The 26,234-nt window shown below is 72.7% G+C and carries 30 protein-coding genes; 21 read left to right on the top strand and 9 right to left on the bottom strand.

Translation table 11 applies throughout. The features are described 5' to 3' along the window. Positions 1-10: 10 nt before the first annotated feature. Both ABD091_RS10610 and ABD091_RS10605 read right to left on the bottom strand, forming a co-directional pair. Positions 11-775 (bottom strand): GAF and ANTAR domain-containing protein, encoded by a 765-nt coding sequence (locus tag ABD091_RS10610; protein ID WP_343918158.1) that lies wholly within the window; start codon positions 773-775, stop codon positions 11-13. Beyond that, a complete protein-coding gene (locus tag ABD091_RS10605) occupies positions 772-1,521 on the bottom strand; it encodes a GAF and ANTAR domain-containing protein (RefSeq protein WP_343918156.1) in 750 nt (249 codons plus the stop codon). Before ABD091_RS10605 ends, ABD091_RS10610 begins: the two co-directional genes overlap by 4 nt. A 352-nt stretch (positions 1,522-1,873) precedes the next feature. Here ABD091_RS10605 and ABD091_RS10600 point away from each other — a divergent pair, with 352 nt between their 5' ends. From ABD091_RS10600 to ABD091_RS10585, 4 genes are all read left to right on the top strand, one after another. Next, positions 1,874-2,953 carry a fatty acid desaturase family protein gene (locus ABD091_RS10600; protein WP_343918154.1) on the top strand — a complete coding sequence of 360 codons (1,080 nt, stop codon included), beginning with the start codon at positions 1,874-1,876 and terminating at the stop codon, positions 2,951-2,953. Between the two features lie 108 nt (positions 2,954-3,061). Continuing rightward, on the top strand, positions 3,062-4,432 hold the full coding sequence (egtB, locus tag ABD091_RS10595; RefSeq protein ID WP_343918152.1) for an ergothioneine biosynthesis protein EgtB: 1,371 nt from the start codon (positions 3,062-3,064) through the stop codon (positions 4,430-4,432). Beyond that, positions 4,429-5,427: an L-histidine N(alpha)-methyltransferase gene (gene egtD / locus ABD091_RS10590; RefSeq protein ID WP_343918150.1), complete on the top strand. Its 999-nt coding sequence runs from the start codon at positions 4,429-4,431 to the stop codon at positions 5,425-5,427. Before egtB ends, egtD begins: the two co-directional genes overlap by 4 nt. Before the next feature lie 4 nt (positions 5,428-5,431). After that, entirely contained in the window at positions 5,432-5,971 is a 540-nt protein-coding gene (locus ABD091_RS10585; RefSeq protein WP_343918148.1) for an SRPBCC family protein, read from the top strand. 68 nt (positions 5,972-6,039) lie between these two features. Here the strand turns inward: ABD091_RS10585 and ABD091_RS10580 are convergent, their stop codons facing one another. Further along, positions 6,040-6,243 carry a cold-shock protein gene (locus ABD091_RS10580; RefSeq protein WP_343918146.1) on the bottom strand — a complete coding sequence of 68 codons (204 nt, stop codon included), beginning with the start codon at positions 6,241-6,243 and terminating at the stop codon, positions 6,040-6,042. 223 nt (positions 6,244-6,466) lie between these two features. Here ABD091_RS10580 and ABD091_RS10575 point away from each other — a divergent pair, with 223 nt between their 5' ends. The 3 genes from ABD091_RS10575 to ABD091_RS10565 all read left to right on the top strand — a co-directional run bounded on the left by ABD091_RS10575 (position 6,467) and on the right by ABD091_RS10565 (position 8,496). Next, positions 6,467-7,726, top strand: coding sequence for a patatin-like phospholipase family protein (locus ABD091_RS10575; protein WP_343918144.1), 1,260 nt, complete (start codon positions 6,467-6,469; stop codon positions 7,724-7,726). A 163-nt stretch (positions 7,727-7,889) separates the two neighbouring features. Then, positions 7,890-8,222, top strand: coding sequence for an STAS domain-containing protein (locus ABD091_RS10570; protein ID WP_343918142.1), 333 nt, complete (start codon positions 7,890-7,892; stop codon positions 8,220-8,222). 10 nt (positions 8,223-8,232) lie between these two features. After that, positions 8,233-8,496 (top strand): DUF1905 domain-containing protein, encoded by a 264-nt coding sequence (locus ABD091_RS10565; protein ID WP_343918140.1) that lies wholly within the window; start codon positions 8,233-8,235, stop codon positions 8,494-8,496. A 9-nt stretch (positions 8,497-8,505) separates the two neighbouring features. On the opposite strand, the gene ABD091_RS10560 is transcribed toward ABD091_RS10565, so the two are convergent. Next, a complete protein-coding gene (locus tag ABD091_RS10560) occupies positions 8,506-9,006 on the bottom strand; it encodes a hypothetical protein (protein ID WP_343918138.1) in 501 nt (166 codons plus the stop codon). Between the two features lie 242 nt (positions 9,007-9,248). On the opposite strand from ABD091_RS10560, the gene ABD091_RS10555 reads away from it, so the two are divergent. Next, a complete protein-coding gene (locus ABD091_RS10555) occupies positions 9,249-9,539 on the top strand; it encodes a hypothetical protein (RefSeq protein WP_343918136.1) in 291 nt (96 codons plus the stop codon). A 9-nt stretch (positions 9,540-9,548) separates the two neighbouring features. Here the strand turns inward: ABD091_RS10555 and ABD091_RS10550 are convergent, their stop codons facing one another. After that, the gene (locus tag ABD091_RS10550; RefSeq protein ID WP_343918134.1) at positions 9,549-11,093 is read right to left on the bottom strand and encodes an MFS transporter; all 1,545 of its coding nucleotides are present in this window, start codon (positions 11,091-11,093) and stop codon (positions 9,549-9,551) included. Between the two features lie 86 nt (positions 11,094-11,179). Here ABD091_RS10550 and ABD091_RS10545 point away from each other — a divergent pair, with 86 nt between their 5' ends. Further along, positions 11,180-11,806, top strand: coding sequence for a TetR/AcrR family transcriptional regulator (locus ABD091_RS10545; protein ID WP_343918132.1), 627 nt, complete (start codon positions 11,180-11,182; stop codon positions 11,804-11,806). Positions 11,807-11,860: 54 nt separating this feature from the next. Then, complete coding sequence (locus tag ABD091_RS10540; protein ID WP_343918130.1) at positions 11,861-12,031, top strand: hypothetical protein; 171 nt, start codon at positions 11,861-11,863, stop codon at positions 12,029-12,031. Positions 12,032-12,037: 6 nt separating this feature from the next. Here ABD091_RS10540 and ABD091_RS10535 read toward each other — a convergent pair whose 3' ends face one another. Further along, positions 12,038-12,727, bottom strand: coding sequence for a ZIP family metal transporter (locus tag ABD091_RS10535; protein ID WP_343918128.1), 690 nt, complete (start codon positions 12,725-12,727; stop codon positions 12,038-12,040). Between the two features lie 98 nt (positions 12,728-12,825). On the opposite strand from ABD091_RS10535, the gene ABD091_RS10530 reads away from it, so the two are divergent. The 3 genes from ABD091_RS10530 to ABD091_RS10520 are packed head-to-tail and all read left to right on the top strand — an operon-like array spanning position 12,826 to position 14,948. Beyond that, entirely contained in the window at positions 12,826-13,743 is a 918-nt protein-coding gene (locus ABD091_RS10530; protein WP_343918126.1) for a cation diffusion facilitator family transporter, read from the top strand. Between the two features lie 57 nt (positions 13,744-13,800). Then, positions 13,801-14,508, top strand: coding sequence for an HAD family hydrolase (locus ABD091_RS10525; RefSeq protein ID WP_343918124.1), 708 nt, complete (start codon positions 13,801-13,803; stop codon positions 14,506-14,508). Then, positions 14,505-14,948, top strand: a complete 444-nt coding sequence (locus ABD091_RS10520) for a hypothetical protein (RefSeq protein ID WP_343918122.1) — start codon at positions 14,505-14,507, stop codon at positions 14,946-14,948. Before ABD091_RS10525 ends, ABD091_RS10520 begins: the two co-directional genes overlap by 4 nt. Positions 14,949-14,954: 6 nt before the next feature. Here ABD091_RS10520 and ABD091_RS10515 read toward each other — a convergent pair whose 3' ends face one another. Together ABD091_RS10515 and ABD091_RS10510 are read right to left on the bottom strand one after the other, a co-directional pair. Continuing rightward, positions 14,955-15,851 (bottom strand): NAD-dependent epimerase/dehydratase family protein, encoded by an 897-nt coding sequence (locus ABD091_RS10515; RefSeq protein ID WP_343918120.1) that lies wholly within the window; start codon positions 15,849-15,851, stop codon positions 14,955-14,957. A 76-nt stretch (positions 15,852-15,927) separates the two neighbouring features. Further along, positions 15,928-16,431 carry a GNAT family N-acetyltransferase gene (locus tag ABD091_RS10510; RefSeq protein WP_343918118.1) on the bottom strand — a complete coding sequence of 168 codons (504 nt, stop codon included), beginning with the start codon at positions 16,429-16,431 and terminating at the stop codon, positions 15,928-15,930. Positions 16,432-16,519: 88 nt separating this feature from the next. Here ABD091_RS10510 and ABD091_RS10505 point away from each other — a divergent pair, with 88 nt between their 5' ends. After that, positions 16,520-16,939: a VOC family protein gene (locus ABD091_RS10505; protein ID WP_343918116.1), complete on the top strand. Its 420-nt coding sequence runs from the start codon at positions 16,520-16,522 to the stop codon at positions 16,937-16,939. Between the two features lie 12 nt (positions 16,940-16,951). Here the strand turns inward: ABD091_RS10505 and ABD091_RS10500 are convergent, their stop codons facing one another. Further along, entirely contained in the window at positions 16,952-18,109 is a 1,158-nt protein-coding gene (locus tag ABD091_RS10500) for an ROK family transcriptional regulator (RefSeq protein ID WP_343918114.1), read from the bottom strand. Between the two features lie 95 nt (positions 18,110-18,204). Here ABD091_RS10500 and ABD091_RS10495 point away from each other — a divergent pair, with 95 nt between their 5' ends. The 7 genes from ABD091_RS10495 to ABD091_RS10465 all read left to right on the top strand — a co-directional run bounded on the left by ABD091_RS10495 (position 18,205) and on the right by ABD091_RS10465 (position 26,187). Continuing rightward, positions 18,205-19,737, top strand: coding sequence for a sugar ABC transporter ATP-binding protein (locus tag ABD091_RS10495; RefSeq protein ID WP_343918112.1), 1,533 nt, complete (start codon positions 18,205-18,207; stop codon positions 19,735-19,737). Further along, complete coding sequence (locus tag ABD091_RS10490; protein ID WP_343918110.1) at positions 19,734-20,741, top strand: ABC transporter permease; 1,008 nt, start codon at positions 19,734-19,736, stop codon at positions 20,739-20,741. Before ABD091_RS10495 ends, ABD091_RS10490 begins: the two co-directional genes overlap by 4 nt. Then, positions 20,738-21,856: an ABC transporter permease gene (locus tag ABD091_RS10485; RefSeq protein ID WP_343918108.1), complete on the top strand. Its 1,119-nt coding sequence runs from the start codon at positions 20,738-20,740 to the stop codon at positions 21,854-21,856. The genes ABD091_RS10490 and ABD091_RS10485 overlap by 4 nt, the downstream gene beginning before the upstream one ends. Next, positions 21,856-23,076: a substrate-binding domain-containing protein gene (locus ABD091_RS10480; RefSeq protein ID WP_343918106.1), complete on the top strand. Its 1,221-nt coding sequence runs from the start codon at positions 21,856-21,858 to the stop codon at positions 23,074-23,076. Before ABD091_RS10485 ends, ABD091_RS10480 begins: the two co-directional genes overlap by 1 nt. Positions 23,077-23,189: 113 nt before the next feature. Then, positions 23,190-24,032, top strand: a complete 843-nt coding sequence (locus tag ABD091_RS10475) for a sugar phosphate isomerase/epimerase family protein (RefSeq protein WP_343918104.1) — start codon at positions 23,190-23,192, stop codon at positions 24,030-24,032. After that, positions 24,029-25,162 (top strand): Gfo/Idh/MocA family protein, encoded by a 1,134-nt coding sequence (locus ABD091_RS10470; protein ID WP_343918102.1) that lies wholly within the window; start codon positions 24,029-24,031, stop codon positions 25,160-25,162. The genes ABD091_RS10475 and ABD091_RS10470 overlap by 4 nt, the downstream gene beginning before the upstream one ends. Beyond that, positions 25,159-26,187, top strand: a complete 1,029-nt coding sequence (locus ABD091_RS10465; protein WP_343918100.1) for a sugar phosphate isomerase/epimerase family protein — start codon at positions 25,159-25,161, stop codon at positions 26,185-26,187. The genes ABD091_RS10470 and ABD091_RS10465 overlap by 4 nt, the downstream gene beginning before the upstream one ends. Positions 26,188-26,234 lie beyond the last annotated feature (47 nt).

Here is a 26,234-nt window from a genome sequence, read left to right as displayed (position 1 = left end):
CTGCCCGGGATCAGGGGCGCTCGGGCTCCCTGGCGTGCCGGAGCAGCTCCTCGCCCGAGAGCGTGCGCCGCACCACCTCGGAGGCGACCTCGGTGAGCTTGCGTCCGTGAGCACGCGCGTAGTGCCGGAGGACGTCGAAGGCGACGTCCATGTCCATCCCCCCCGTGTGCGCCACGACTCCCTTGGCCTGCTCGACCACGATCCGGCTGGTGAGCGCGTGCTGGAGCTGCTCGTTGACCATCGTCCGGTCGGCCGCCGCCTTCTGGTTGACCAGCGCCACGCTGGCCACGTGGACCAGGGCCTGGGCGAGGGCCAGGTCCTCGTCGTCCAGCCGACCGTCGGCCTCGCCGAAGAGCCCGAGCGTCCCCAGCACGCTGTTGCGCAGCCGCATGGGGAGGGCGTGGACGGAGGCGAAGCCGACCGTGCGCGCGGCCTCCGCGAACTGGGGCCATCGCTCCTCGAGGGTCGCGAGGTCCGGTGCGACCACGGTGCGCCCGTCGCGGAAGCAGTCCAGGCAGGGTCCTTGCTCCCGCTGCAGCTGGAAGAGCTCCAGGAGCTGGGTCCGCTCCGACGACGAGGCCACCAGGTGCAGCAGACCGCGGTCGTCGGCCAGGAGCAGGCCCGCGGAGCCGATGTCGAGGATCTCGGCGCAGTTGGTGGTCAGCCGCGAGAGCATCTCCACCACGTCGTAGTCGTCGACGAGCTCGTTGGAGAGGTCCAGGAAGGCCTGGATGATGTCGCGCTCCCGCGCGAGGGTGTCGCCGTCCTCGGTCATCGGTCTCCCCTTCCGGCACCGCCGTGGTCGTCGCGTTCGAGACGCAGTCGCCCCTCGAGGATGCCCCACGCCACCTGGCTGGCGGTCTGGCCCGTGGAGACCGCGTGTGCCCGCAGGCGCAGGAGGGCCTCGTCGGCGTCGACGTCGAGCTGGGCGATCAGCATGCCGGTGGCCTGGTAGACCTCGATCCGGTCCATGTCCGGCCAGGTCTCGGGATCGCTGACCTCCCCCGGGAGCTCCCGGGGGAGGTCGGTGATCAGCGTGGTCAGCGGGGACGAGGCGAGCTCGGCGGCGACCCGCGCGCCTGCCAGGTGGAGTCCCCGGAGGGGCCCGGGAGCTGCCCGGAACAGGTCGAGGGCTCCCACGCACACCGACGTGACCATGATCGGCAGTGCGAAGACGCCCCGGACCCCGTCCTCGATCGCAGCCTCGCGGAACACGGGCCACCGGTGCTCCCCGGGGTCGTCGAGATCGGCGGCGTGGACGACCTCGCCGAGGGCCACGGCGTCGAGGCAGGGCCCCTCACCGAAGGTGAACTGGTATTCGTCCAGCCGCCGGCTGGCAGCGCCGCTCGACCCGAACGTCCCCCGGGTCGCGCCGTCGTAGACCATGGACACGGCTGCACCGTCGACCTCGAGGAGCCCCACGCACGCCGCGCAGAGCTCGTCGGCGGCGGCGATACCCGGCGCCACCGCGGACATCGCCGCGTCCAGCTCCTCGCGCACGGCGTCGATCGAGAGTCCCATCGCCCGTCCCGTCCCTCGGCGCCCGCGGCTGCTCCCCGGGGCCGCCACCGTAGTCGATGTGGTCGGGTAGCGTAGGTTTCTCGCGACCCCAGACCCCGGTCGTCCGTCCGCACGATCTTCGCGAGGTACGTCATGGGGTCCAGTCCGCAGTCCCAGAGCCCGTCGTCCCACCCGCCGGTCGGCGTGACCACCCCGCAGCCAGGGCCGTCGGGCGTCGTCGGTGATCACGACGCGTCCGCTGCGCCAGGTGGCACGCGGCTCTGGGGGGAGCGCGTGGCACCACGGGGCCGCGTCCTGCGGGCGGCGGGACTCCGTTCGCCCGCGGGCGCGGTTCCGGAAGCCGGGTCCGACCATGGGTGACGGGCCGACGCCGGCCGTGCGCGACGGCTCCTACCGCGAGCTCGCGCGACAGGTCCGCGAGGCAGGGCACCTGGACCGGCGCCTCGGCTTCTACTGGGGCACCTTCGCGACCTTGCTCGCCGCTCTCGCCGGTCTGGTGGCGGCGATGGTCCACGTGGGCGACTCGTGGTGGCAGCTGGTCCTGGCGGGCGGGCTCGGGCTGGTCCTGACCCAGTTCGGCTTCCTGGGCCACGACGCCGCCCATCACCAGGTGTTCGCCAGCCCGAGGGCCAACGACCGGGCGGCCCGTGTCCTCGCGGGCGCCTTCACCGGTCTCAGCCACGCGTGGTGGACCGGGAAGCACGACCGGCACCACGTCTCGCCCAACCGCGAGGGACACGACCCCGACATCGGACCGGGGGTGATTGCCTTCACCCCGGCTGCCGCCGAAGGGCGGTCGTCCGGCGCGCCGGGGTGGTTCCAGCGCCACCAGGGGTGGCTGTTCTTCCCGCTCCTCACGCTCGAGGGCGCCCACCTCCACCTGGCGAGCCTGCGCGCGCTCACCCGCCGCGGCACCCTGCGCCGGAACGGGGTCGACCTCGCCGTCGTGGCAGTGAGGCTCGGCGGCTACGTCGCCGCGCTGCTCCTGCTGCTGCCGCCGCTCAAGGCCCTGTGCTTCGTGGCCGTCCAGCTCGCCGTCCTCGGGGTGTGCCTCGGCGGATCCTTCGCCCCGAACCACAAGGGGATGCCGATCCTCCCGCGCTCGACCACGATCGAGTTCCTGCCCCGTCAGGTGCTGATGTCGCGCAACGTCCGGGGCGGCCGGGTGGTCGACCTCGCCATGGGTGGGCTGAACTACCAGATCGAGCACCACCTGTTCCCGCGGATGCCACGGCCCAACCTCCGGCGGGCCCAACCGCTGGTCCGCGAGCACTGCCGGGCGCACGGGATCCCCTACACCGAGCTCGGGCTGCTCGCCTCCTACGCCGTCGTGGTCGACTACCTCAACCACGTCGGGCTGCGGGCCCGCGGGCCCTTCGAGTGCCCGCTCGCGGCCGACCTGCGCAGCCCCGTGACCGCCTCGAAGCGGTGACCTGCCGAGGCCCTCCCGCCCAAGAAGGTGGTCGACACCCTCACCACCGGTGCGCCATCGTGGAGGGGTGCGTTGACGTCGGACCACGACCCGAGGAGGGAACCCGACATGAGCACCCAGACCACACCCGAGCACCACCTCGAGGAGGCCGGCCACGCGCCGTACTCACCGGGCACGACCGAGTGGGACGCGAGCAGCCTCACCGAGCGGTACGCCGAGGTGCGGGGCTTCACCGAGCAGCTCGCCTCGCCGCTGTCGCCCGAGGACCAGACGGTCCAGTCGATGCCCGACGTCAGCCCGACGAAGTGGCACCGGGCCCACGTCACGTGGTTCTTCGAGACCTTCGTGCTCGCCGAGAACGAGCCGGGCTTCGCGCCGTTCCAGGACCAGTACTGGTTCCTGTTCAACTCCTACTACGAGGCCGTCGGCCCGCGCTACGCCCGCCCGGACCGCGGCCTGATCACCCGCCCCGGCGCCCACGACGTCGGTCACTACCGCGGCAACGTCGACACCCGAGTCGGCGAGCTCGTCGCCACCCTCGACGAGCGACGTCTCAACGGCCTCACGCCGACCATCGAGCTCGGGTTCCACCACGAGCAGCAGCACCAGGAGCTGCTGCTGATGGACATCAAGCACGTGCTCTCCCGCAACCCGCTCCAGCCCGTCTACGCCGGCGCACCGCTCGACCGCTGCGAGCCCGACGACGTCGGCTGGGTCGACGTGACCGGGGGCCTGGTCGAGATCGGCCACCGCGGCGGCGGGTTCAGCTTCGACAACGAGCTCCCGCGCCACCAGACGTGGCTCGAGCCCTACCGGCTCGCCGACCGGCTGGTCACCAACGGCGAGTGGCTGGAGTTCGTCGCCGACGGCGGCTACGAGCGGGCCGACCTGTGGCTCTCCGACGGCTGGAACCTGGTCAAGGAGGAGGGGTGGCAGGCGCCGTTCTACTGGCACTCCCCCGGGAATGCGGACGGCGTCTGGCTCGAGCACACCCTCCACGGCACCTGGCCGGTCAACCCCGGCCTCCCCGTGAGCCACGTCAGCTTCTACGAGGCCGACGCCTTCGCGACGTGGGCCGGCAAGCGGCTCCCCACCGAGGCCGAGTGGGAGCACGCGGTGGTCGAGGACGGCCAGGCCGACCGGGTCGTCGGCAACCTCGCCGACCGCGAGACCTTCCACCCGCGCCCGGCGTCCCCGGCTCCCGTCGGCAGCCGGCTGCGGCAGGTCTACGGTGACTGCTGGGAGTGGACCCAGTCGGCCTACCACCCCTACCCCGGGTTCCAGGCGCCCGCGGGTGCGATCGGCGAGTACAACGGGAAGTTCATGTCCAACCAGATGGTGCTGCGGGGCGGCTGCGCCCTGACCCCACCCGGCCACGCCCGGGCGACCTACCGCAACTTCTTCCCCCACCGGTCGCGCTGGGCGCTGACCGGGGTCCGCCTGGCCGACGGCGGGGTCCCGGGTCAGGTGGCTCGGTGAGCGCACCGGGCGCGGCCGGGCCGGTCGTCCACGTCCTGCTCGACCCCGACTGGGCCTCGGGCTCCCTCGTCGACGACGTGCGCCGCGGACTCGGGTCGCGGCCGCTGCGGCTACCGCCCAAGTGGCTCTACGACGACCGCGGCTCCGACCTCTTCGACCGGATCACCAAGCTCGCGGAGTACTACCCCTTCCGCGCCGAGCACGCGATCCTCGACCGCCACGCCGCCGACATCGCAGCCGCCTGCGACGCGACGACCCTCGTCGAGCTCGGCAGCGGCACCAGCGAGAAGACCCGCCTGCTGCTCGACGCCCTCGACGACACCGGGCGGCTCGAGCGGTTCATCCCGGTCGACGTGTCCGAGGCGACGCTCCGCGAGGCCGCGGCGGCCCTCGCCTCACGCCACCCCGAGGTGGAGGTCGAGGCCGTCGTCGGCGACTTCACGCTCCACCTCGGCCAGCTGCCCCATCACGGCCGCCGCCTGGTCGCCTTCCTCGGCGGCACCATCGGCAACCTCTACGTCGAGGAGCGCGCGGCGTTCCTCGGCGTGCTCGCCGACTCGCTCGACGAGGGCGAGTGGGTCCTGATCGGCACCGACCTGGTCAAGGACATCGACCGGATGGTCGCGGCCTACGACGACAGCGAGGGCGTGACGGCCGAGTTCGTCGGCAACTGCCTGCTCGTCCTCAACCGCGAGCTCGGGGCCGACTTCGACCCCGCCGCCTTCAGCTATGTCCCCTACTGGGACCCGCGCGAGGAGCGGATGGACCTGCGGCTGCGGGCCGAGGTCCCGCAGCGGGTGACGGTGCCCGGCGCCGACCTGGTGCTCGACCTCGCGATGGGCGAGGAGGTCCAGGTCGAGATCTCCACGAAGTTCCGGCCCGAGCGGATCCGCGAGGAGCTCCACGCCGCCGGCCTCGAGGTCACCCACACGTGGACCGGCAGCGCCGACGACGGGGTCGACGACTTCGCCCTCACCCTCGCCCGCAAGGCCTGACGCCGTGCTCGGCGTCGGCGCCACCCCGGCCGAGGTCGCCCGACCACTGCCCGGCGACGACGTCGTCCCGGAGGCCGACGTCGTGATGGACCGCGGCTTCACCCTCGACGCGACGCCGGACGAGGCGTGGCCGTGGCTGGTCCAGCTCGGCAAGCAGCGGGCCGGCTGGTATCTCCCCGCCCCGGTGGAGCGGCTGGTGCCGGCAGAGCGCCGGGCGTCACGGGCCCTGCTGCCCGAGCACGCCTCGCTCGAGGTCGGCGACGTCGTGCCCGACTACGGCGGCCCCCACGAGACCTTCGAGGTCGTCTCGGTCGACCCGCCACGCTCGCTGGTCTATCGCTCGCAGCGGGGCCGCGGGGGCCGGGTCGCCGTCAGCTGGGCGATCGTGCTGGCGCCGTACGGCGAACGGACGCGGGTCCAGCTCCGGCTGCGGCTCGGTGGGCTGCGCCGGCCCTGGCTGGCCGCCAGCCTCGGCGAGGCCTTCGACCTGCTGACGATCGCCGGCATGGCCGCCGGCCTCCGCGAGCGCCTGCGGGAAGGCTGAGCCCGGAGACGCAGAACGGCCCCGGGAGCAGCTCCCGGGGCCGTTCGCGTCAGATCAGGGGGTGCAGATCAGAACTTCTGCACGTTCGACGCCTGCGGGCCCTTGGGGCCCTGGGTGATGTCGAACTCGACCTGCTGGTTCTCGGCGAGGGTCTTGAAGCCGGTGCCCTGGATGGCGGTGTGGTGGACGAACACGTCCTGGCCGCCGTCCTCCTGGGCGATGAAGCCGAAGCCCTTGTCGTCGTTGAACCACTTCACGGTGCCGCGAGCCATGTGTCTTACCTCTTCGGTGTTGGTGCCGGCCGCGCTGTGCGACCGGGGAAAGCTGAACCATCTGCACTGCGGGCGATGTCCAGCTCAAACCGAAGACCGTCGTGTAGTACGTGTGTGGCGGCGCCCGATCCGCGGACGCCGAGGGGAGGTGTCCCCACCAGCAGGGACAACGCTACCCGGTCCGTGGCCGCACGTCCCCATTGCCGCCGAGTAGCCTGCCCGCGTGAGTGACGAGCGCCATGCAGCAGTCGCCCAGGACGAGCGGATCGCGCTCGTCCTCGACGCCGGCGGAGCCCGCTCGGCCTACCAGGTCGGAGCGCTCCAGGTGCTGCTCCCGGAGCTCGCGCGGCGTCGCCAGCGACCCACGCTCCTGATCGGCACGAGCGCCGGCGGCCTGCTCACCGCCGCCCTCGCCGCCACCGCCCACCTCGACGCCGAGGAGCAGGCCGCACACCTGCTCGACGTCCTGCGCGGCGCGACGAAGAAGAACGTGATGCAGCCCCTGTGGCGGCAGGCGCCGGCAGTCGTGGCCCGCTACGCCTCCGAGACGATCGGGGCGTCGCGGTTCCGGCTGCGCGGCTTCGTCGGCACCGGTCCGCTCGCCCGGACGCTCGAGAGGTCGATCGACTGGGACCGGCTCCACCGCAACGTCGACGACGGAGTCGTCGAGATCGCCGCCGTCACGGCCACCTCCGTCCGCACCGGCTGGGTCACGATGTTCGCCGAGGCGACCGGCGCGTTCGGCGACCTGCCCACGCCGCCGCGCGCCCACCACCGGCGCTACGCCGCGACGCGGCTCGGCGTGCCCCACCTGCTCGCCTCGTCCGCCATCCCCGCGCTCTTCCCGTCGGTGGAGGTGACCGAGCCGGCCGAGGCCGCCGGCTGGTACGTCGACGGCGCGACTCGTCGCCGCGTCCCGCTCGCCCCGGCCCTCGAGCTCGGTGCCGATCGGGTGGTCGTCGTCGGGACGGGGAGCCTGCGCCCCTCCGAGCCCGACCCCGAGGCCGACCTCGGGCGGGTCGACCTCGGTGACAGCGGCGCCACGCTGCTAGGCGCGGTCATGGACGACCCGCTGCGCCACGACCTGCGGCGGCTGGCGTCTCTCAACGGCCTGGTGTCCGACGACGCGGTCCGGGCCGGGCTCGACCAGCACCGCGCCCGGATGAACCGCCCGCCCTACCGGATCACCCCGTACGCCGCGGTCGCACCTCACACCGGCGAGGAGCTGGCCGGGGTGGCGATGGGGGTCTTCCGCGCCAACCACGGGCTGCGGGGCTCGTTGCTCGACCCCGACCTCCAGCTCGTGCACCGGCTGCTCGGCAGCGACAGCCCGTTGCAGGGCGAGATGCTGTCCTACCTGCTCTTCGACCCCGACTTCTTCGACGCCGCAGCCGATCTCGGCCGGCGGGAGGCCGAGGAGTGGATGGCGGACAACCCGGACCTGTGGCGCACCGCGCCGCTCCCCGCCCTGACCGAGGACTGACTGAGCGCAGCGCCGGGGACGGGCCCGACGCCGGCACCGGCCATCGTGCTCCAGCAGGAGCGAACAGGCCTCTGACCTCTGAGGGCGCATCATCATCGTCACGACACGGAAACGTCACCGGGGAAAGCCCTCGCCGTCACGCGCGCCCCCGTAGGCTGGGGGCATGCGCCAGGTGAGGGTGAGCCCCGAGGTGGCCCGCTCCTCCGGCGTCCTGCCGGTCGACCGGGTCGTCGAGGTCGACGGCGCGCTCGACACGGTGAGCGCCCACGACCTGCGGCGCCTGCTGGAGCGGGTCTACGCCGAGGGCGCGCGGCACGTCCGCCTCGACCTGTCGCGGGTCACCCACGCCGACGTCGACGGGATCGCCGGTCTGGCGTGGTGCTCGGCCCACGCGGTCGCCACCGGGGGCGTCCTCACCTGGTCGCGGGTCAGCACCGCCCTGCTGGTGGCGCTCCACCGTGAGCAGCCGGCCGGTTCCCGCGCGCTCGCCCGCTGAGGAGGACTTGATGGCTGAGCTCACCACCACGCTGGAGGCGACCGGCGGCAACAACGTCGCCATCGTGGTCCCCGAGGACGTCGTCCTCGGGTTCGGCCGCGGCAAGCGCGTCCCGGTGGTCGTCACGATCGACGGCGGCTACACCTACCGCACGACCGTCGGCGTCATGGGCGGGCGTTACCTGGTCTCGTTCAACGCCGAGACCCGCAAGCAGACCGGCCGGGCCGCCGGGGACGAGGTCCACGTCCGGCTCGAGGTCGACCCCGACCGCTGACGGCCCCGGTCAGGCCGCGCCCGACCCCGGCTGGGGACCCCGGGCGCGCGCTGCGCGGACCGCGGCGAGGGAGTCGCGGAGCTCGACGAGCCACTCCTGCTCGCGGTCACCGACCAGGGCGACGCACCAGGCCAGGGCCTCGGACCGGGACCGTGCGACGCCGGCCTCGACGAGGACGTCGAGGAGCTGCCGCTCGGACATCCGCAGCCGGGTCATCGCCGGCACGGCCAGGTGGGTGAACATCCGCTCGGTGCCGCCGGCGCGGGCACCCCACGACACCTTGCGGCCGAAGGTCTCCTCGGCCTGCGAGGCCACGGACATCCGCCGCTCGCGGGTGCGCTCGCGGAAGTCGGCCACGGCGGCCGCGGCATCCGCGCCCTCCGTGACCTCGGGGACGTCGCCGACCACGACGACCTCGTCGCGGTCGACGGTGACCGTCGGGGTGCCGGCGTAGAGGTCGGCGGGCAGGTGCTGGTCGAACCAGGTGGTGATGTCGTCTCGTGCGTTCATACAGCAATTACAGCATTACATCCTTGCCGGTTCAAGGGACTGACGTGTGGCCGAAGGTCCGTCCCACGGCCACCGCGTGTTCACCGACCGCTGCGACGCTCGGACCGCCGCGACCCCCTCCCTTCGTCGCGGTTCCCCGGGGCCGCCTCGCCCGTGCCTGACCTCCCTGCGCGGGGCGGCTCCTCCACTCTTTGCCGCCGACCCCCTTCCCACCGGGGTGTCTCGGACGCCAGACTGGCCGGGTGACGCGGCTCCCCCGGCCCTCGCGACGTACCGTCGTCGAGCCCACCCCCATCCGCCCGGCGAAGGCATGCGTACGCCGCCTTGACGCCACCGGCTGGCAGGTCTCGATCCACCCCGCGTCCGGCGGCGCCGAGCGCCACACGTGCTCGACGATCGTGGACGCCGCCCGGATCATCGACGTCGCGAGCGTCAGCTCGGTCCACGTCTGGTCGGCCGGGGCAGGACGCTACGTCGAGGTCTCGCCCGAGGCACTCCTCCCGATCCTCGACACGGCTCGCCGCCCCGCCTGACCCGCCCTCTCAGACGACGGCGTCCACCGGACGCGGCTCCTCCGCCTCCGCCGGCGGCACGAACCGGTTGCCGGGCAGGGCCACGAGGCAGAAGACCGCACCGGCCAGGCAGAGCAGGCCGATGACGACGCAGGCCGTGCCGAGCCCGGCCATGAAGGCGTCCTCGACGGCCGCACCCATCTCGGGGACCCGCGTCGCGATCGCGTCGGCGACCCCGACCGACTCCTCGGCGTCGCGCACGAGACCCGCGGGAAGACGGCCGTCGAGCAGCTCGACCAGGCGGGCGCCGTACAGCGATGAGAAGAGGGAGCCGACGACGGCGACGCCGAGCGTGCCGCCGAGCTCGCGGGTCGCGTCGTTGACCGCGCTGCCCACACCGGCGCGGGCCGGCGGGAGGACCTGCAGGATCGACTCGGTCGCGGGCGTCGAGATCAGCCCGAGACCCGTCCCCATGACGAGCATCTGGCCGACGATGGTCGTGGCGTAGGGCGCGTCCGCGGTCATCGTCGAGATCCAGAGGAACGCGCCGCCGAGCAAAGTCATGCCGACGGTGACGACCGCCTTGACGCCGATCCGCGGCGCGAGCAGACCGCCGACGATCGAGGCGATCGCGATGCTCAGGGCGACGGGCAGGATCCGGACACCGGTGCCGAGCGCGGAGTAGTCGCGCACGAACTGGAAGAACTGGGTGATCAGGAAGATGAACCCGAAGAGGGCGAAGAAGCTGATCGTCACGGCACCGGCCGCCGCGGAGAACCGGCGGTCACGGAAGAGCGAGATGTCGAGCATCGGGTGGTCGGCGACGTGCTCGAGGCGGACGAAGAGCGCCAGCAGCGCCACGCTGGCGCCGAACCCCAGCAGCGTCTGGACGCCGGTCCACCCGGCGTCGGGCGCCTCGATGATCGTCCAGGTCAGCGTGCCCAGCAGGGCGACGGACACGACCAGGCCCGGCCGGTCGAGCGGCGGCACGCCGGGGTCGCGCGACTCGGGGACGAACAGCGCCGTCATCACCAGGGCGACGACGGCGACCGGCACCATCGCCCAGAAGACGCTCTGCCAGGCGAAGTGCTCGAGCAGCCAGCCGCCGGCGACCGGGCCGGCGGCGACACCGACCCCCGTCGCGGCGCCCCAGATGCCGAGCGCGGCCGCGCGCTGCCGTCGGTCGGTCCAGGCGTTGGCGATGACCGACAACGTGGTCGGGAAGATGATCGCGGCGCAGGTGCCGGCGGCGAAGCGCGTCGCGATCAGCGGACCGGAGGAGTCCATCAGGGCGGCCGCGACGCTGGCGAGGCCGAACCCGGCCAGACCGAGGAGGAGGGCTGGTCGCCGGCCGTAGCGATCGGACAGGCTGCCGGCCGCCAGCACCAGCGCGGCGAAGGCGAGGTTGTAGCCGTCGACGATCCAGAGCAGCTCCCGCGTGCCGGCGTCGAGCTCGGTCGAGAGCGTGGGCAGGGCGATGTTGACGATCGTGGTGTTGAGGTTGATGGCGAGCACGGCGACGCAGACCGTCGCCAGGATCGCTGCTCGGGAGCGGGTGGAGGTCTGCGCTGTCATGGTCGGCTCCGACGTCAATGTGGACACTGTCAACTTGAGGGTGCACCGAAATGTGGACACTGTCAACACTCGGTTAGGCTGCCGCCATGACCGGAGACGCCCGCAGCGGCAGCTATCACCACGGCGACCTGCGTCGTGCGCTCGCCGAGACCGGCCTCGAGCTGGCCCGCGCGTCGGGCGCCGACGGCGTGGCCCTGCGCGAGGTCGCCCGCCGGGTCGGGGTCTCCCACAACGCGGCCTACCGCCACTTCGCCGACCGCGAGGCCCTGCTCGCCGAGATCGGTTCCCTCGCCATGGAGCGGCTCACCGCGGCGATGGAGGCCGACCTGGCCACCATCACCGACGACGATCCCGTCGTGAGGGCGCGCGAGCGGCTCAAGGCGGTCGGACGCGCGTACGTCGCGTTCGCGCTCGCCGAGCCCGGACTGTTCGGCGTGGCCTTCTCGGCGAAGGCCGGCCACGCGGTCGACAGCCCCGCCGGTCCGCCCGTCGACGTCGGCCCCTACGGGCTCCTCAACACGGTGCTCGACGAGCTGACGGCGGTCGGCTACCTCGCCGAGGACCGACGGCCCGGGAGCGATGTCGCCTGCTGGGCCGCCGTCCACGGCTTCTCCGAGCTCTGCCTCGACGGTCCCCTGCGGCTGCTGCCGGTCGACCTCCGCGACGCCGCGCTCGAGCGGCTGCTCGACACGGTCGACCGCGGCCTGGCCTGATCCCCACCCCCGAGAGGGGCTGCCACCGCGCCGCCGAGTTGCTAGAACGGGGACATGACCGAGCACCAGCACGACCGTGAGGAAGACCCCGCCCGGCACCCCACCGACGCCGACACCGGGGACGACTGGGCCGACGAGGGCGGCGCTGTCGCCGAGGGGCCGGCGACCCACCCGGCCGACGCGGACCCTGACACGGCGTCGGAGTCGGCCGACAGCGAGGACTGACGCGGCTCAGCCGAGCCGGTCCAGGCCGAGAGCCAGCAGCAGCCCGAGCGCGGTGGCCACCCCGGTGGCGAAGCTGTCCTCGTCGAAGGCGTCGGGGAAGACGGTGGTGGCCAGCGACCCGACCACCGCACCGCCGGCGAAGGCCTCCACCAGGGCGAGCACCGACTCGTCGACGCCGGCGAGCGCCACGTGGCCCAGCAGCGCGGCGCCGGAGAGGAGCACGGCGGTCCCGGTCCAGACGCCCAGCACCAGCCGCCGCGAGTGGTCGTGGACCATGTCCCGCGCACCGCCGGCTGCCTCGGGCAGGTTGGACAGCAGGATCGAGCCGGCGAGGGCCGCGGCCTCCTTCGGGCCGGCACTGATGAGCACGACGCCGAGCGCCAGGTTCTCCGGGACACCGTCGAGCGTGACGGCGGCCAGCAGGCCGCCTCCGCTGTCCCGGCCGAGCCGCCGCGCCACCCACCGCGCGAGGAGGACGAAGACGCCCGCGCCGGAGAGCACGGCCGTCGCGACCGCCCACAGCGGAGCGACGTCCGCCGCCGGGTCGATCAGCTCCAGCACCGCCGACACCATCAGCGCACCGCCGGCGAGGGACACGACGAAACCCTCGGTCCGGGTGCTGATGCCGAAGACACCCCACACGGCTCCCACGACGAGGGCGAGGGAGACCACGACGATCACCAGGGCAGCGAGCACCCGTCCAGCGTGACCCCGACCGGCCCGGTAGCCAAGGTTCTTCACCCCTGAGGAGGGAACGCCTTGCGAGGCGGCGGTGCCCACGGTTGGCTGGGCTCGTGGCCGAGGGTTCTCGCACGACCGTGGTGGTGGCGGGAGTCGCCAACCTCGGCATCACCGTCGCCAAGCTCGTCGCAGGTCTCGTCTCCGGGTCGGCGGCGATGATGTCGGAGTCCGCCCACTCCCTGGCCGACACCCTCAACCAGGCCTTCCTGCTGACCGCGCTCAACCGGAGCAGCAAGCCGGCCACGCCGGAGCACCCCTTCGGGCACGGCAAGGAGCGCTACTTCTGGGCGCTGCTCGCGGCTGTCGCCGTCTTCGTGCTCGGCGCGGGGTTCTCGGTCCTCCAGGGGATCGAGTCGCTCCTCGGCCACAGCTCGGGCGGAGGCGTGGTCCTGTCCCTCTCGGTGCTCGGCGTCGCCTTACTGCTGGACGGGGTCTCCTGGGTCCGGGCCCTCTGGCAGCTGCGCGGCGAGGCCTCCGAGGCCGCGACCACGGTGCGCGAGCACCTGCTGGAGCATGCGGAGCCGACGGTGCGGGCTGTGTTCTTCGAGGACACCGCGGCCGTGGTGGGCGTCCTGCTGGCGGCGGCGGGGATCGTCCTCGACGCCCTGACCGGCAGCCACGTGTGGGACGCGATCGCGTCGCTCCTGATCGGCGTTCTGCTCGTGGCCGTCGCCTACGTCCTCGGGGCACAGAACCGGACCTTCCTCATCGGCAAGGCGGCCGACTCCGACCTCCTCGACGGCGTACGCCGGGAGATCGGCGCGACCGACGGCATCCGTGGCGTGCTCGAGCTGATGACCATGCAGCTGGGGCCGGACGAGGTGCTGCTCGCGGCCCGCGTCGACGTGGAGCCCGACCGCGGCGGCGACGACCTCGAGCTGGTGGCCGACGAGGTCGAGCGTCGCGTGCGTGAGGCGCACCCGTCCGTGCGCCACGTCTTCGTCGACCCGACGCCCGGCACGCTCGACTGAGCGACCACACCGCGGAGGGTGGGGCGTCCGGGCCGCCCCGCTGCCTACGGTGGCCCGATGGCTTCCGACGATCCCGGCACAGTCCTGCTCGACGTCGACGGCACGCTCGTCGACACCGTCTACCTCCACGTCAGCGCGTGGGCCGCCTCCTTCGCCCGCGTGGGTCTCGTCGTCCCGTCCCACGTCCTGCACTCGGCCATCGGCATGGGGGGTGACCGGCTGGTCGCCCACGTGACCAACGACGCCACCGAGGACGAGCTGGGCGACACGATCCGCGAGGGACACCTCGACCGTTTCCGTGGGTCGTTGGGCGACGTGCGTCCGACCCGCGGCGCCGAGGAGCTGATCCGCGAGCTCCGCCAGCGCGGTCACCAGCTCGCGGTCGCCAGCTCGGCCGACCCCGACCTCACCGACGACCTGCTGGCGATCGCCGGGGTCGACGGCCTGGTCTCGACCGTCGCCCACAGTGGCGATGTCGACGCCTCCAAGCCTCACCCGGAGGTCGTCGAGACGTCAGCCGACCGGGCCGGCGGATCGCCGCTGCTCATGCTCGGAGACGCACCGTGGGACGCGCGCGCCGCGGCCGACGCGGGGGTGCCGTGCGTCGGGGTCCGCACCGGGGGCTTCGGCGACCCGACGCTCCACGAGGCCGGCATGGTCCGCGTGCTCGAGGACCCGCAGGAGGTCCTCGAGCAGTGGCCGGCCCTGGAGCAGCAGCTCACGGCCCGGCTGCCCCACCGTGCCCACGGGCCGGGTGGACGATGACGCCCGACCCGGACGACCTCCAGCGCCGGCCCGAGGGCGTCGACGACGACACCGTCGAGGCGCTCGGCAAGCTGTCCGCGGCCCTCGACCACGTCGAGGAGGCCCGCGGCCTGCTCTACGCCTTCCACCGGCGCATGGGGAGCGGCGAGAAGACGCTCGAGGAGGCCACGACGATGCTCCGCGACGCCGGTCACGACCGCCTGGCCGACGCGCTCGACGAGCAGGTGCTCGGCGCCAACCCGCTTCCGGGGATGTGGTCCTTCCAGATGGTCGAGGCCTTCGACGACGGCTTCTACGCCACGGTCACCGACCTCGAGCAGCAGGCCCGCGAAGAGCTCGTCGGCGGCCGCCGCCACGTCTTCGAGGCCGAGATGAAGGCGCTACGGCGTACGCCGGGCGAGCGCGGCCACGAAGCCGCCCCGGGTCCGCCGCGGGTCTGAGGCCGGTCAGGCCCGGGGGTCGTCGAGGACGTCGCGCCAGGAGTGCTGCGGCTCGTAGCCCAGCAGCTCGCGCGCCTTCTCGATCGAGTAGAAGGTCTCGTCACGACCCATCTCACGACGGACCTCGACCCCGTCGTAGAACCGCTCGCGCACCTCGTCGGTGGTGGCCGCGACCGACATGTCGGCGTTGGCGACGTTGAAGACCTCGTAGCCGAGCCCGTCGGTGGCCAGGCACCGCTCGACCAGCTGGCCGAGATCACGGGTGTCGATGTAGGCGAAGACGTTGCGCCGCCGCAGCGAGGGGTCCTCCAGGAACGGCGGGAAGAGCTCGGCGTACTCGTGGGGCTCGATGACGTTGTTGATCCGCAGACCGTAGACGTCGGTGCCGGTGCGCGCCTGGAAGGACCGGGCCGTCACCTCGCCGGCGACCTTCGACATCGCGTAGGAGTCCTCCGGCACCGTCGGGTGCTCCTCGTCGACCGGGACGTAGAGGGGCTTGCGCTCGCCCTGCGCGAAGCAGACGCCGTAGGTGGTCTCGGACGAGGCGAAGACGACCTTCGGGATGCCGAGCCGGGTCGCGGCCTCGAGCACGTGGTAGGTGCTGAGCACGTTCGTCGCATAGGTCGCGTCGTCGGTCGTCAGCAGGATCCGCGGCACCGCCGCGAAGTGGACGACGGCGTCGTAGGCCGGCTTCTCGGCCAGCTCGAGCTCTTCCATCGTCGCCAGTCCCGCCATCGCGGAATAGGTCTGGCCCGCATCGGTGAGGTCGACCCGCAGGTCGGCCACGTCGGGGTGGCCGAGCGGGGTCAGGTCCGCGTTGGTGACCCGGTGCCCCTGGGATGCCAGGTAGGGCGCCACGTGGTGTCCGGCCTTGCCGCTGCCTCCGGTGAAGAAGATCCGCATGGGAGCCACAACGGGTCCTGCGGCGCCACCCTTCCCGCGGATGTCACCGGCTGAGACACGAGGGGGGCTGGTGCAGTCAGCGCAGCGACTCGGCGGTCAGCTCGAACAGCTCGTCGTCGACCTTCCGGACCCCGGGCGCCTTGGCGATCGCCCGGAGCGACTTGGCGTTGTCGGGATCGATCTCGGCGTAGACGCGCTGCAGCCCCGCGCGCTCGAAGAGGTCACGAGCCGCAGCGAGGCCCGCCTCGGCGGCGAGACCGCGGCCCCAGTGGTCGGGGTGGATCACGACACCGATCTCGATCTCGTCGGGGTCGACCCCGCTCCCCTCACCGATCGGAGTGACCTCGACGAAGGCGATCGCCTCGTCGTCGAGCAGGACCAGCCACGAGCCGAGCTCCCGCTCGCGCCAGCTCGTGACGCGGCGGCCGAGCTGGCCGGCCATCGTCTCGCGCGGCAGCTCCTTGCCCGTGCCGGTCGTGGCGATCACGGCCGGAGCGTTGCGGATCGAGAGCATCGTGTCGAGGTCGCTCTCCTCGACGGGTCTCAGGACCAGGCGGTCGGTCCGCAGCTCCCTGGTCATGCCCCGGATTCTCGCAGCCTCGCCCACCGCCCGCGCGTCGTTTCTCGGGCCGGGGGAAGCCCGGGCGCAGGCGCAGCGTTGGACCGGCATGGGTGAGCACGAGGAACCGCAGGCCGGCGTACGACAGCTCAGGCTCGTCGTCCACACCGAGGACCACGAGGAGGCGGTCCGGTTCTATCGCGACGTCCTCGGCATGCCCGAGCAGGAGTCCTGGTCGGGCGACGGCGGTGCCGAGGTCGTGATCCTCGACGCGGGCCGGGCGACGCTCGAGCTGGCCAACACCGCCCAGGTGGAGATGATCGACGACGTCGAGGTCGGCCGCCGGGTCGCTCCGCGCTTCCGGGTCGCGCTGGAGGTCGTCGACGCGGAGACGGCGACCCGTGCGGCGGTCGCCGGCGGCGCCGAGCTCATCGCCGGTCCCACCACCACCCCGTGGCGGTCGAGCAACGCCCAACTCGCGGCTCCGGGCGCGGTCCAGCTGACCCTCTTCGAGGAGCTGGACGGCTGAGCCGTCCCGGCCTCACCCGAGGGCGGTCGAGGCGTCCTCGATGGCGTCGGCCGAGAGAGCGTGGGTGATGGCGAGCGCCGCCGCACCGAGGACGCCGGCCCGCTCACCCGCGGTCGACGCGACGACCTGCAGCTGGGCGGTCGCGAGTGGCAGGGAGCGCTGGTAGACGACCTCGCGGATCCCGGCGAGCAGGTGCTCCCCCGCGAGGGCGAGCGACCCGCCGATCACCACGACGGACGGGTTCATCAGGTTGACCAGCATCGCCAGCACCTCACCGAGGTCGCGACCGGCCTGGCGCACGGCCTGCACCGCGCGGAGGTCGCCGGACCGCGCCAACCTGACGACGTCGGCTCCGTCGTGGGCGTCGATGCCCGCCTCGCGCAGGGCCGCCGCGACCGCGGCACCGGAGGCGAGCGCCTCGAGACAGCCCTCGTTGCCGCAGCGACAGGTGATGCCGGCCGCGCGGTCGATGCGGATGTGCCCGACGTCGCCGGCGGTGCCCTGGGCACCGCGCTGCAGCTGGCCGCCGGAGATGATGCCGGCGCCGATGCCGGTGCCGACCTTCACGAACACCAGGTCGGCGACGCCCGGCAGGTGGGCGTGCTGCTCGCCCAGCGCCATGATGTTGACGTCGTTGTCGACCATGACCGGGACGTCGATGGCGCGCTGGACGTGACCGGGCACGTCGTACCGGTCCCACCCCGGCATGATCGGCGGGTTGATGGCCCGGCCCGTGGAGTGCTCGACCGGGCCCGGCAGGCCCATCCCGATGGCGGCCAGCTCGTCGCGCCGCCGGCCGACCTCCCCGAGCAGCTCCGCCACCACGCTGGTGGCCCACCCGAGCACCATCTCGGGTCCTTCGGCGATGTCGAGGTCGGCGCGGCGCTCGGCGAGGACGGTCCCGGAGAGGTCCGCGAGCGCGGCGCGTGCGTGGGAGGCACCGAGGTCGATCCCCGCCACGACCCGGGCCGCAGGGTTGAAGGCCAGCAGCGACGGCGGCCGACCCCCGGTCGAGGCGGCGTCACCGATGGGCACGACGAGCCCGAGGCGCAGCAGCGTGTCGATGCGCGAGGTGATCGTCGACCGGGCCAGCCCGCTGGTCTCCGCGAGCTGGGCGCGGGTCCGGGGTCGCCCGTCGCGCAGCAGGTCGAAGACGTCACTGGTCCGCACAGCCGCAGTGAACCACCTTCGACTTAGACACGTCCAGCAAACAACTTTTGTCGTACTCTCGACAAAAGCCTGTGGCGCGTGCCACAGTCCTTTCCGTGACGACCGCCACCTCCTCGGCGACCGACGACCGCGGCCAGCTGCCGGCCCCGGTCGTGCTCCGGGCGTCCGGGATCACCAAGGCCTTCGCCGGCCACACGGTGCTGCGCGACGCCGACCTCGAGCTGCGCGAGGGCCAGGTCGTCGGGCTCGTCGGTGAGAACGGCGCGGGGAAGTCGACGCTGATGAAGGTGCTCGCCGGCGTCCACCACGCCGACGCCGGCACCCTCGAGGTCGCCGGCGAGCAGGTGTCCTTCTCCCACCCGGTCCAGGCGCAGCACGCCGGCATCGCGACCGTCTTCCAGGAGTTCAACCTGCTCCCGGAGCGCTCGGTCGCCGAGAACGTCTGGCTCGGCCGCGAGCCCCGCCGGCGCGGGTCGGTCGACGTGGGCCGGATGCAGCGCGACACCCAGCAGCTGCTCGACGGCCTCGGCGTCAGCGGCATCCGCCCCGGCCAGCGGGTTCGCACCCTGTCGGTCGCCGAGCAGCAGATCGTCGAGATCGCCAAGGCGATCAGCTTCGACGCCAAGGTGATCTCGATGGACGAGCCGACCGCGGCGCTCGCGGACCACGAGGTCGAGCTGCTCTACGGCATCATCCGCGAGCTGACGGGCCGCGGCGTCGCGATCCTCTACGTCTCCCACCGGCTCAAGGAGGTCTTCGACCTCTGCGACACCATCACCGTCCTCAAGGACGGCGAGCAGGTCACGACCCAGCCGGCCGCCGAGCTCGACGACGCCTCGCTGGTCCGGCTCATGGTCGGCCGGTCCATCTCCTCCTTCTTCCCCGACCGGCTCGAGGGCACCGAGGTGGGCGAGCCCCGGCTCGAGCTGCGGGGCGCCGGCAACGGCTACGTCGACGGCGTCGGCCTGACCGTCCGCGCCGGCGAGATCGTCGGCGTCGCCGGGCTCCAGGGGTCGGGTCGCACCGAGCTGCTCGAAGCCGTCTTCGGCGTCCGGCCCCTGACCCGCGGCGAGCTGCTCGTGGACGGCGAGAAGCGCGCGGTCCGCTCCCCGCGCCAGGCCGTCCGCAGCGGGCTGGCCATGATCACCGAGGACCGCAAGGCGACCGGCCTCGCGCTCCACCAGTCGATCCTCGACAACGCGCTCGGCGTCGTCCGCGCGGTCTTCCCGGGGCGTACGCCGAAGGCCCGTCGCGAGATGCCGGGCCTGCTGTCGTCGATGGCAGTGTCGGCGCGGGCGATGGACCAGGAGGTCCAGTTCCTCTCCGGCGGGAACCAGCAGAAGGTCGTCCTCGCGCGCTGGCTCGCGGCGAGGCCCCAGGTCGTGCTCATGGACGAGCCGACGCGCGGCATCGACGTCGGCGCCAAGCACGGCATCTACGAGCTGATGCGCACGCTCGCCCACGAGGGCGTCAGCGTGCTCATGGTCTCCAGCGAGCTCCCCGAGGTGATCGGCATGTCCGACCGGATCGTCGTGATGCGTGACGGACGGCTGGCCGGCGAGCTCCCGGCCGGCGCGAGCGAGGAGCAGGTGCTCGCCCTCGCCACCGGCGTGGAGGAGCAGTCGTGAAGCGCCTGAGCTCGACCGGCATCGTCGTGACGGTCCTCGTCCTGGTTGTCGTGGTCGGTGCCGTGCTGACCGCCGCCGAGGGCCGCAACTTCTTCAGCATCGGCAACATCCGCTCGATCCTCACGCTGATGAGCGTGCTCGGCTTCATCGCGATCGGGCAGACGTTGGTCATCCTCGTCGGCAGCCTCGACCTCTCGGTGCCCTACGTCGCCAGCCTGACCAGCGTGCTGGCCGGGGGGGTCATGGCCGGCCAGACCGGCAACGTGCTGCCGGCGGTGCTCGTCGCCCTCGGCGTTGCAGCGGCGATCGGACTCGCCAACGGCCTGATCGTCAGCAGGCTCGGCGTCCACGGCTTCGTGGCGACGCTCGGCACGGGGCTGGTCATCAGCGGCTACCTCGCGACCAACTACCAGGGCAACCACGGTTCCGCGCCCCGCTCGTTCCGGCTCGTCGGCGCCACGCAGGTCGGCCCGGTGCCGGTGTCGTGGCTGATCATGGTCGGCTGCGCGCTGGCCGCGATCTGGATGCTGCGCCGGACCCGGCTCGGCCACCACCTCTACGCCGTCGGCGGCAACCCCGAGATCGCGCGGATGTCGGGCATCCGCACCTGGGTGCCGGTCGTCGCGGCCCACGTCCTCTGCTCGGTGCTGACCGCACTCGCCGGCCTGCTGCTGCTCGCGCGGCTGTCGGTCGGCAGCCCCACCATCGGCAGCCAGGGTGGCTACGACCTGATGTCGATCGCGGCCGTCGTCCTCGGCGGCACCCTGCTCGCCGGCGGCAAGGGCAACGTCGCCGGGACCCTCGCGGGCGTCGCGATCTTCGCCGTCCTCGACAACGTCATGGGCGTCATGCAGGTCAACCCGTTCCTGCGCGACGTGATCCGTGGCGTCGTGATCGTCGCGGCCGTCGCGGTCTACGCCCGCCGCGAGATCGACCGGCGTCCCGCCCCGTTCGACCGGCCCGGCGCTCGTACGCCGTCCCTCCAGGAAGCGAGCCAGTCGTGACCGACGTCCTCCGCACCCTCGCTGCCGACCGCCGCGAGCCGCTGCCCGCCCACGTCGGCGGGCCCGGCGCCCGGCTGCTCGCCGCGGCCGGCACCCCCGGCGGCTTCGTGTTCGTGCTGGTCGGAGCGCTCATCGTCGCGACGGCGCTGGCCAACCCCAACTTCGCCGACCCCGGCGTGCTGATCAGGTTCCTCGGCCGCACGGCGCCGATCGCGATCGCCGCGATGGGGCAGTACTTCGTGATCGTCTCCGGCGAGTTCGACCTGTCGATGGCCGCGGTGGTGACCACGCAGGTCGTCATGGCCGGCAACCTGATCGGCGACGACTCCTCGCGGATCCTGCCCGTGATGGTGCTGATGCTGCTCGTCGGCGCCCTGATCGGCCTCGTCAACGGCCTGGCCACCACGCTGCTGAAGGTGCCGAGCTTCATCGTCACCCTCGGCACGATGCTCGCCCTCGGCGGCCTGGTCCGCTATCTCACCGGCGGCGCCGCGACCGGCAACCCGGTCGACGAGTTCCGCCAGATCGGCCGCGGGGCGGTCGAGGGGGTGCCGGTCGTCGACGTCATCCCCTACCCGCTGGTGATCTTCGCCGTCCTCGCCGTCGCCGCCTCCTGGCTCTCACGCCGGCCCTACGGCCGCAGCCTGGTCGCCGCCGGCGACAACCCCGCCGCGACCGCGGTGTCGGGCAGCTCGGTGTGGTGGCTCAAGACCCGCGCCTTCATCCTGTCCTCGCTCTCCGCGACCGTCGCCGGGATCATCCTGGTCGGTTATGCCGGGGTGCACCCGTCGGTCGGCCAGGGCTACGAGTTCACCGCCATCACCGCCGTCGTGCTGGGCGGGGTGCTGCTCGGCGGCGGGCGCGGCTGGGTGCTCTCGGCAGCCGCCGGCGCCTTCGCGCTCGAGCTCCTCTTCACCCTGCTGACCGCGCTCGAGGTCGCCTCCACGTGGAGGGACACCGTGCAGGGCCTGATCATCATCGTCGCCGTCGCGGCCGCGGGCCGCGCCTGGCAGGCCGGCCGCCGGCCCCGGCGTACGCCGTCGCAGTCCCCACAAGCTCTCGGACGCACCACCACCACGCCCGCAGCGGGCACCGACAAGAGGGAGAACACCTGATGCGCAGTCGCACACTGAAGGGCGCCGTCGTGGCGTCCGCCGCGGCCTTGGCGCTGCTGACGTCCTGCAGCACCGACAGCTCGCTCGACGACCCGGACGCTGCCGGCGACCCGGGCGGGGGCGAGTCCTCGTCGAGCGAGGAGTGGTTCGTCCAGGCCGACTTCGACGAGCAGATGGAGCAGATGGACGCCACGTTCGAGGGTGACGAGTCCGAGCCGTGGCTGCAGTACATCGACGGCGACATGACCGACACCTCGGAGTTCGCCGACGACGCCGGCGGCAAGAAGGTCTGCTTCGCCAACGCCTCGATCTCCAACCCGTGGCGCCAGACCGGTTGGATCACGATGAACCAGCAGCTCGAGGTGCTGCAGGAGTCGGGCGTCGTCTCCGAGATGGAGACCCGCGACGCCCAGGACGACGACAACACCCAGATCGACGACATCGACTACTTCATCAGCGAGGGCAACTGCGACGCCTTCATCATCTCGCCCAACTCGACGGCGGCGCTGACCCCGGCGGTCGAGCGGGCGTGCGAGACGGGCAAGCCGGTCGTCGTCTTCGACCGCGGTGTCGAGACCGACTGCGCCACGACCTTCATCCACCCGATCGGCGGCTACGCCTGGGGCATCGCGACTGCGAACTTCCTCAGCGAGAACCTCTCGGAGGGCGACAAGGTCGTCGCGCTGCGGATCCTGCCGGGCGTCGACGTGCTCGAGACCCGCTGGGCCGCGGCCGAGAAGATCTTCGAGGAGAACGGGATCGAGGCCGTCGACTACTTCACCGGCGCCGACCCGGCGGAGATCAAGAAGATCATCACCGACGAGCTCGCCGGCGGCGAGGTCCAGGGCGTCTGGATGGACGCCGGTGACGGCGCCGTCGCGGCGATCGAGGCGTTCGAGGACGCCGGCGTCGACTACCCGGTCATGACCGGCGAGGACGAGATGAGCTTCCTGCGCAAGTGGGAGGACACCGGGCTCAACGGCCTGGCGCCCGTCTACTCCAACTTCCAGTGGCGCACGCCGCTGCTGGCGGTCGAGAAGATCTTCGCCGGCGAGGAGGTGCCCGCCGAGTGGGTGCTGCCGCAGGTGCCGATCACCGAGGGCGAGCGTGCCGACTACCTCGCGGCCAACGAGGGCATGCCCGACGGCCACTACGCCAAGTTCGGCGGCGAGGACCTGCCGGGCTACCCGGAGGTCTGGCAGGACCGCGTCATTCCGTGACCCAGGACTGACTGACCCAGCCCTGGACCAGGGCCGGCCGCCGGGCGCCTCCCGGCGGCCGGCCCGCCCCGACCCGATCGACCACCCACCCTGAACAACCGAGGGAGCGACCCGTGAGACCCGTCGGCGTGAACACCTGGGTGTGGACCTCCCCGCTCACCGACGCCACCCTGCCCGCCCTGGCCCGCCGCATCGCCGACCTCGGGTTCGACGCGATCGAGCTGCCGCTGGAGAACGCCGGCGACCTCACGGTCGACGGGGTCCGGACCGCGCTCGACGACACCGGCCTGGCGCCGTACGTCGTCGGCGCGATGGCGCCGGGACGCACTCTCGTCGGCGACGGTGACGTGGTGGCGACGCAGGACTACCTGCGGGCCTGCCTCGACCTCGCGTCGGGCATCGGCGCCCCGTCGGTCTGCGGTCCGTTCTACGCCGAGACCGGGCGTTGCTGGCGGATGGACGCCGACGAGCGCCGGGCGACGTACGCCGCGTGGCGCGACCACCTCGCTCCCGTCGTCGACCACGCCGTCGACGCCGGGGTCGCGGTCGGCATCGAGCCGCTCAACCGCTACGAGACGTCGCTCGTCAACACCGTCGAGCAGGCGCTCGACGGCCTCGACGGGCTGCTGGGCGAGGGCTGCGGTCTGGCGCTCGACACCTACCACCTCCACCTCGAGGAGCGGTCCAGCGGCGACGCCGTCCGCGCCGCCGGCGACCACCTCATTCACGTGCAGGCCAGCGGCAGCGACCGCGGGGCGCCGGGCGGCGACCAGGTCGACTGGGCCGGGCTCGTCACGGCGCTCGACGAGGTCGGCTACGCCGGCGCCCTGAACATCGAGAGCTTCACCCCCGACAACGCGGCGATCGCCCGCGCCGCCTCGATCTGGCGTCCGCTCGCAGACTCGCCCGACGCGCTGGCAGCCGCCGGCCTCGCCCACCTGAGGAGCCTGTCGTGACCCACCGGACCTACGGGGTGGCCGTCGTCGGCCGGGCCTTCATGGGCCGCGCCCACTCCAACGCGTGGCGCAACGTCGCCGCGTTCTACCCCGACGGACCGCGGGTCCGCCAGCACGTCCTCGTGGGCCGCGACCGGACCTCGCTGGAGGCGTCGGCCGAGGCGCTGGGCTGGCAGTCGGTCTCGACGGACTACGAGGCGGTCCTGGCCGACCCCGCGGTCGACGTGGTCGACCTCTGCGTGCCCGGCCACCTGCACTCCTCGATGGCGATCGCGGCGCTCGAGGCCGGCAAGCACGTCCTCGTCGAGAAGCCGCTGGCCAACACCGTGGCGGAGGCGCAGGCCATGGCCGACGCCGCCACGGCCGCGACCGAGCGGGGAGTCCGCGCGATGGTGGGCTTCAACTACCGGCGGGTGCCGGCCCTGGCGTGGGCCCGGCAGCTGGTCGCCGACGGCCGGATCGGGACGGTCCGGCAGGCGCGGGTGGCCTACCTCCAGGACTGGCTCGTCGACGACACGGCACCCATGACCTGGCGGCTGCGCAAGGAGAGCGCCGGATCCGGCGCACTCGGCGACCTCGCCTCCCACGCCGTCGACCAGGTCCGCGCGCTGCTGGGCCAGGAGGTCCTCGGCGTCAACGGCACGGTCCACACGTTCGTCCCGCGGCGCGAGGGCGCCGACGGCGTCGAGGAGGTGACGGTCGACGACGCGGCGTGGGCGACGCTCCAGCTCGACGGTGGCGCGGTCGCCTCGCTCGAGGTCAGCCGGATGGCGACGGGGCGCAAGAACGGCCTGGTGATCGAGCTCTACGGCTCGCACGGCGGTCTCCGTTTCGACCTCGAGGCCCTCAACGAGCTCGAGGTCTGCCTCGACGGCGCGGCGTCCTACTCCCGGACCCTGGTGACCGAGCCGGAGCACCCCTACCTCGAGGCCTGGTGGCCGCCGGGCCACGTGCTCGGGTGGGACCACACCTTCACCTCCCAGGCCGCCGACTTCCTGCGGTGCCTCGCCGAGGGCCGCGCACCGGAGCCGTCGTTCGAGGACGGGCTCGCCGTCCAGCAGGTGCTGGCGGCGATCGAGCGGAGTGCGGCAGCCTCAGGAGCGACCGTCGACCCGAAGGAAACCCGATGAGCCAGCCGCAGCCGACGACCCAGGGCCGCCCCTACACCCTCTTCACCGGCCAGTGGGTCGACCTCACGCTCGAGGAGGTGGCGCGCCACGCGTCGGAGTGGGGCTACGACGGTCTCGAGATCGCCGTCTCCGGCGAGCACCTCGACGCCTGGCGGTGGGACGACGACGCCTACGTCGAGGAGCGGCTCGCGCTGCTCGACCGCCACGGTCTGAAGGTCTGGGCGATCTCCAACCACCTGACCGGCCAGGCAGTCTGCGACGACCCGATCGACTTCCGCCACCAGCCGATCGTCGGCTCGCGCGTGTGGGGCGACGGCGAGCCCGAGGGCGTACGCCGCCGCGCGGCTGAGGAGATGCAGCACACCGCCCGGCTGGCCCAGCGGCTCGGCGTCGACACCGTGGTCGGCTTCACCGGCTCCTCGATCTGGCAGTACGTCGCGATGTTCCCGCCCGTTCCTGCGTCACGGATCGACGCCGGCTACCAGGACTTCGCCGACCGCTGGAACCCGATCCTCGACGTCTTCGACGAGTGCGGCGTCCGGTTCGCCCACGAGGTCCACCCCTCCGAGATCGCCTACGACTACTGGTCGACCCAGCGGACACTCGAGGCGGTCGACCACCGTTCGGCATTCGGCATCAACTGGGACCCCTCCCACATGGTCTGGCAGGGCCTCGACACCGTTGCCTTCATCACCGACTTCGCCGACCGGATCTACCACGTCGACTGCAAGGACACGCGGATGCGCATGGGCGGCGGCCGCAACGGCATCCTCTCCTCCCACCTGCCGTGGGGCGACCAGCACCGCGGCTGGGACTTCGTCAGCGCGGGTCGCGGCGACGTCCCCTGGGAGGACTGCTTCCGCGCGCTCCGGGCGATCGGCTACGACGGACCGATCTCGGTCGAGTGGGAGGACGCCTCGATGGACCGCCTCCACGGCGCGCCCGAGGCGCTGGAGTATCTCCGTCGTTTCGACTACCCCGCACCCACCTCCAGCTTCGACTCGGTCTTCGAGCAGCAGTCCTGAGGGCCGGTTGACACCCTCGACCGCGACATCAAGCCACTCCTGACGAA

The sequence above is a fragment of the Nocardioides aestuarii genome, from assembly GCF_039527245.1.
Lineage (GTDB): Bacteria > Actinomycetota > Actinomycetes > Propionibacteriales > Nocardioidaceae > Nocardioides > Nocardioides aestuarii.
This window is presented reverse-complemented; position numbering and strand designations above follow the sequence as displayed.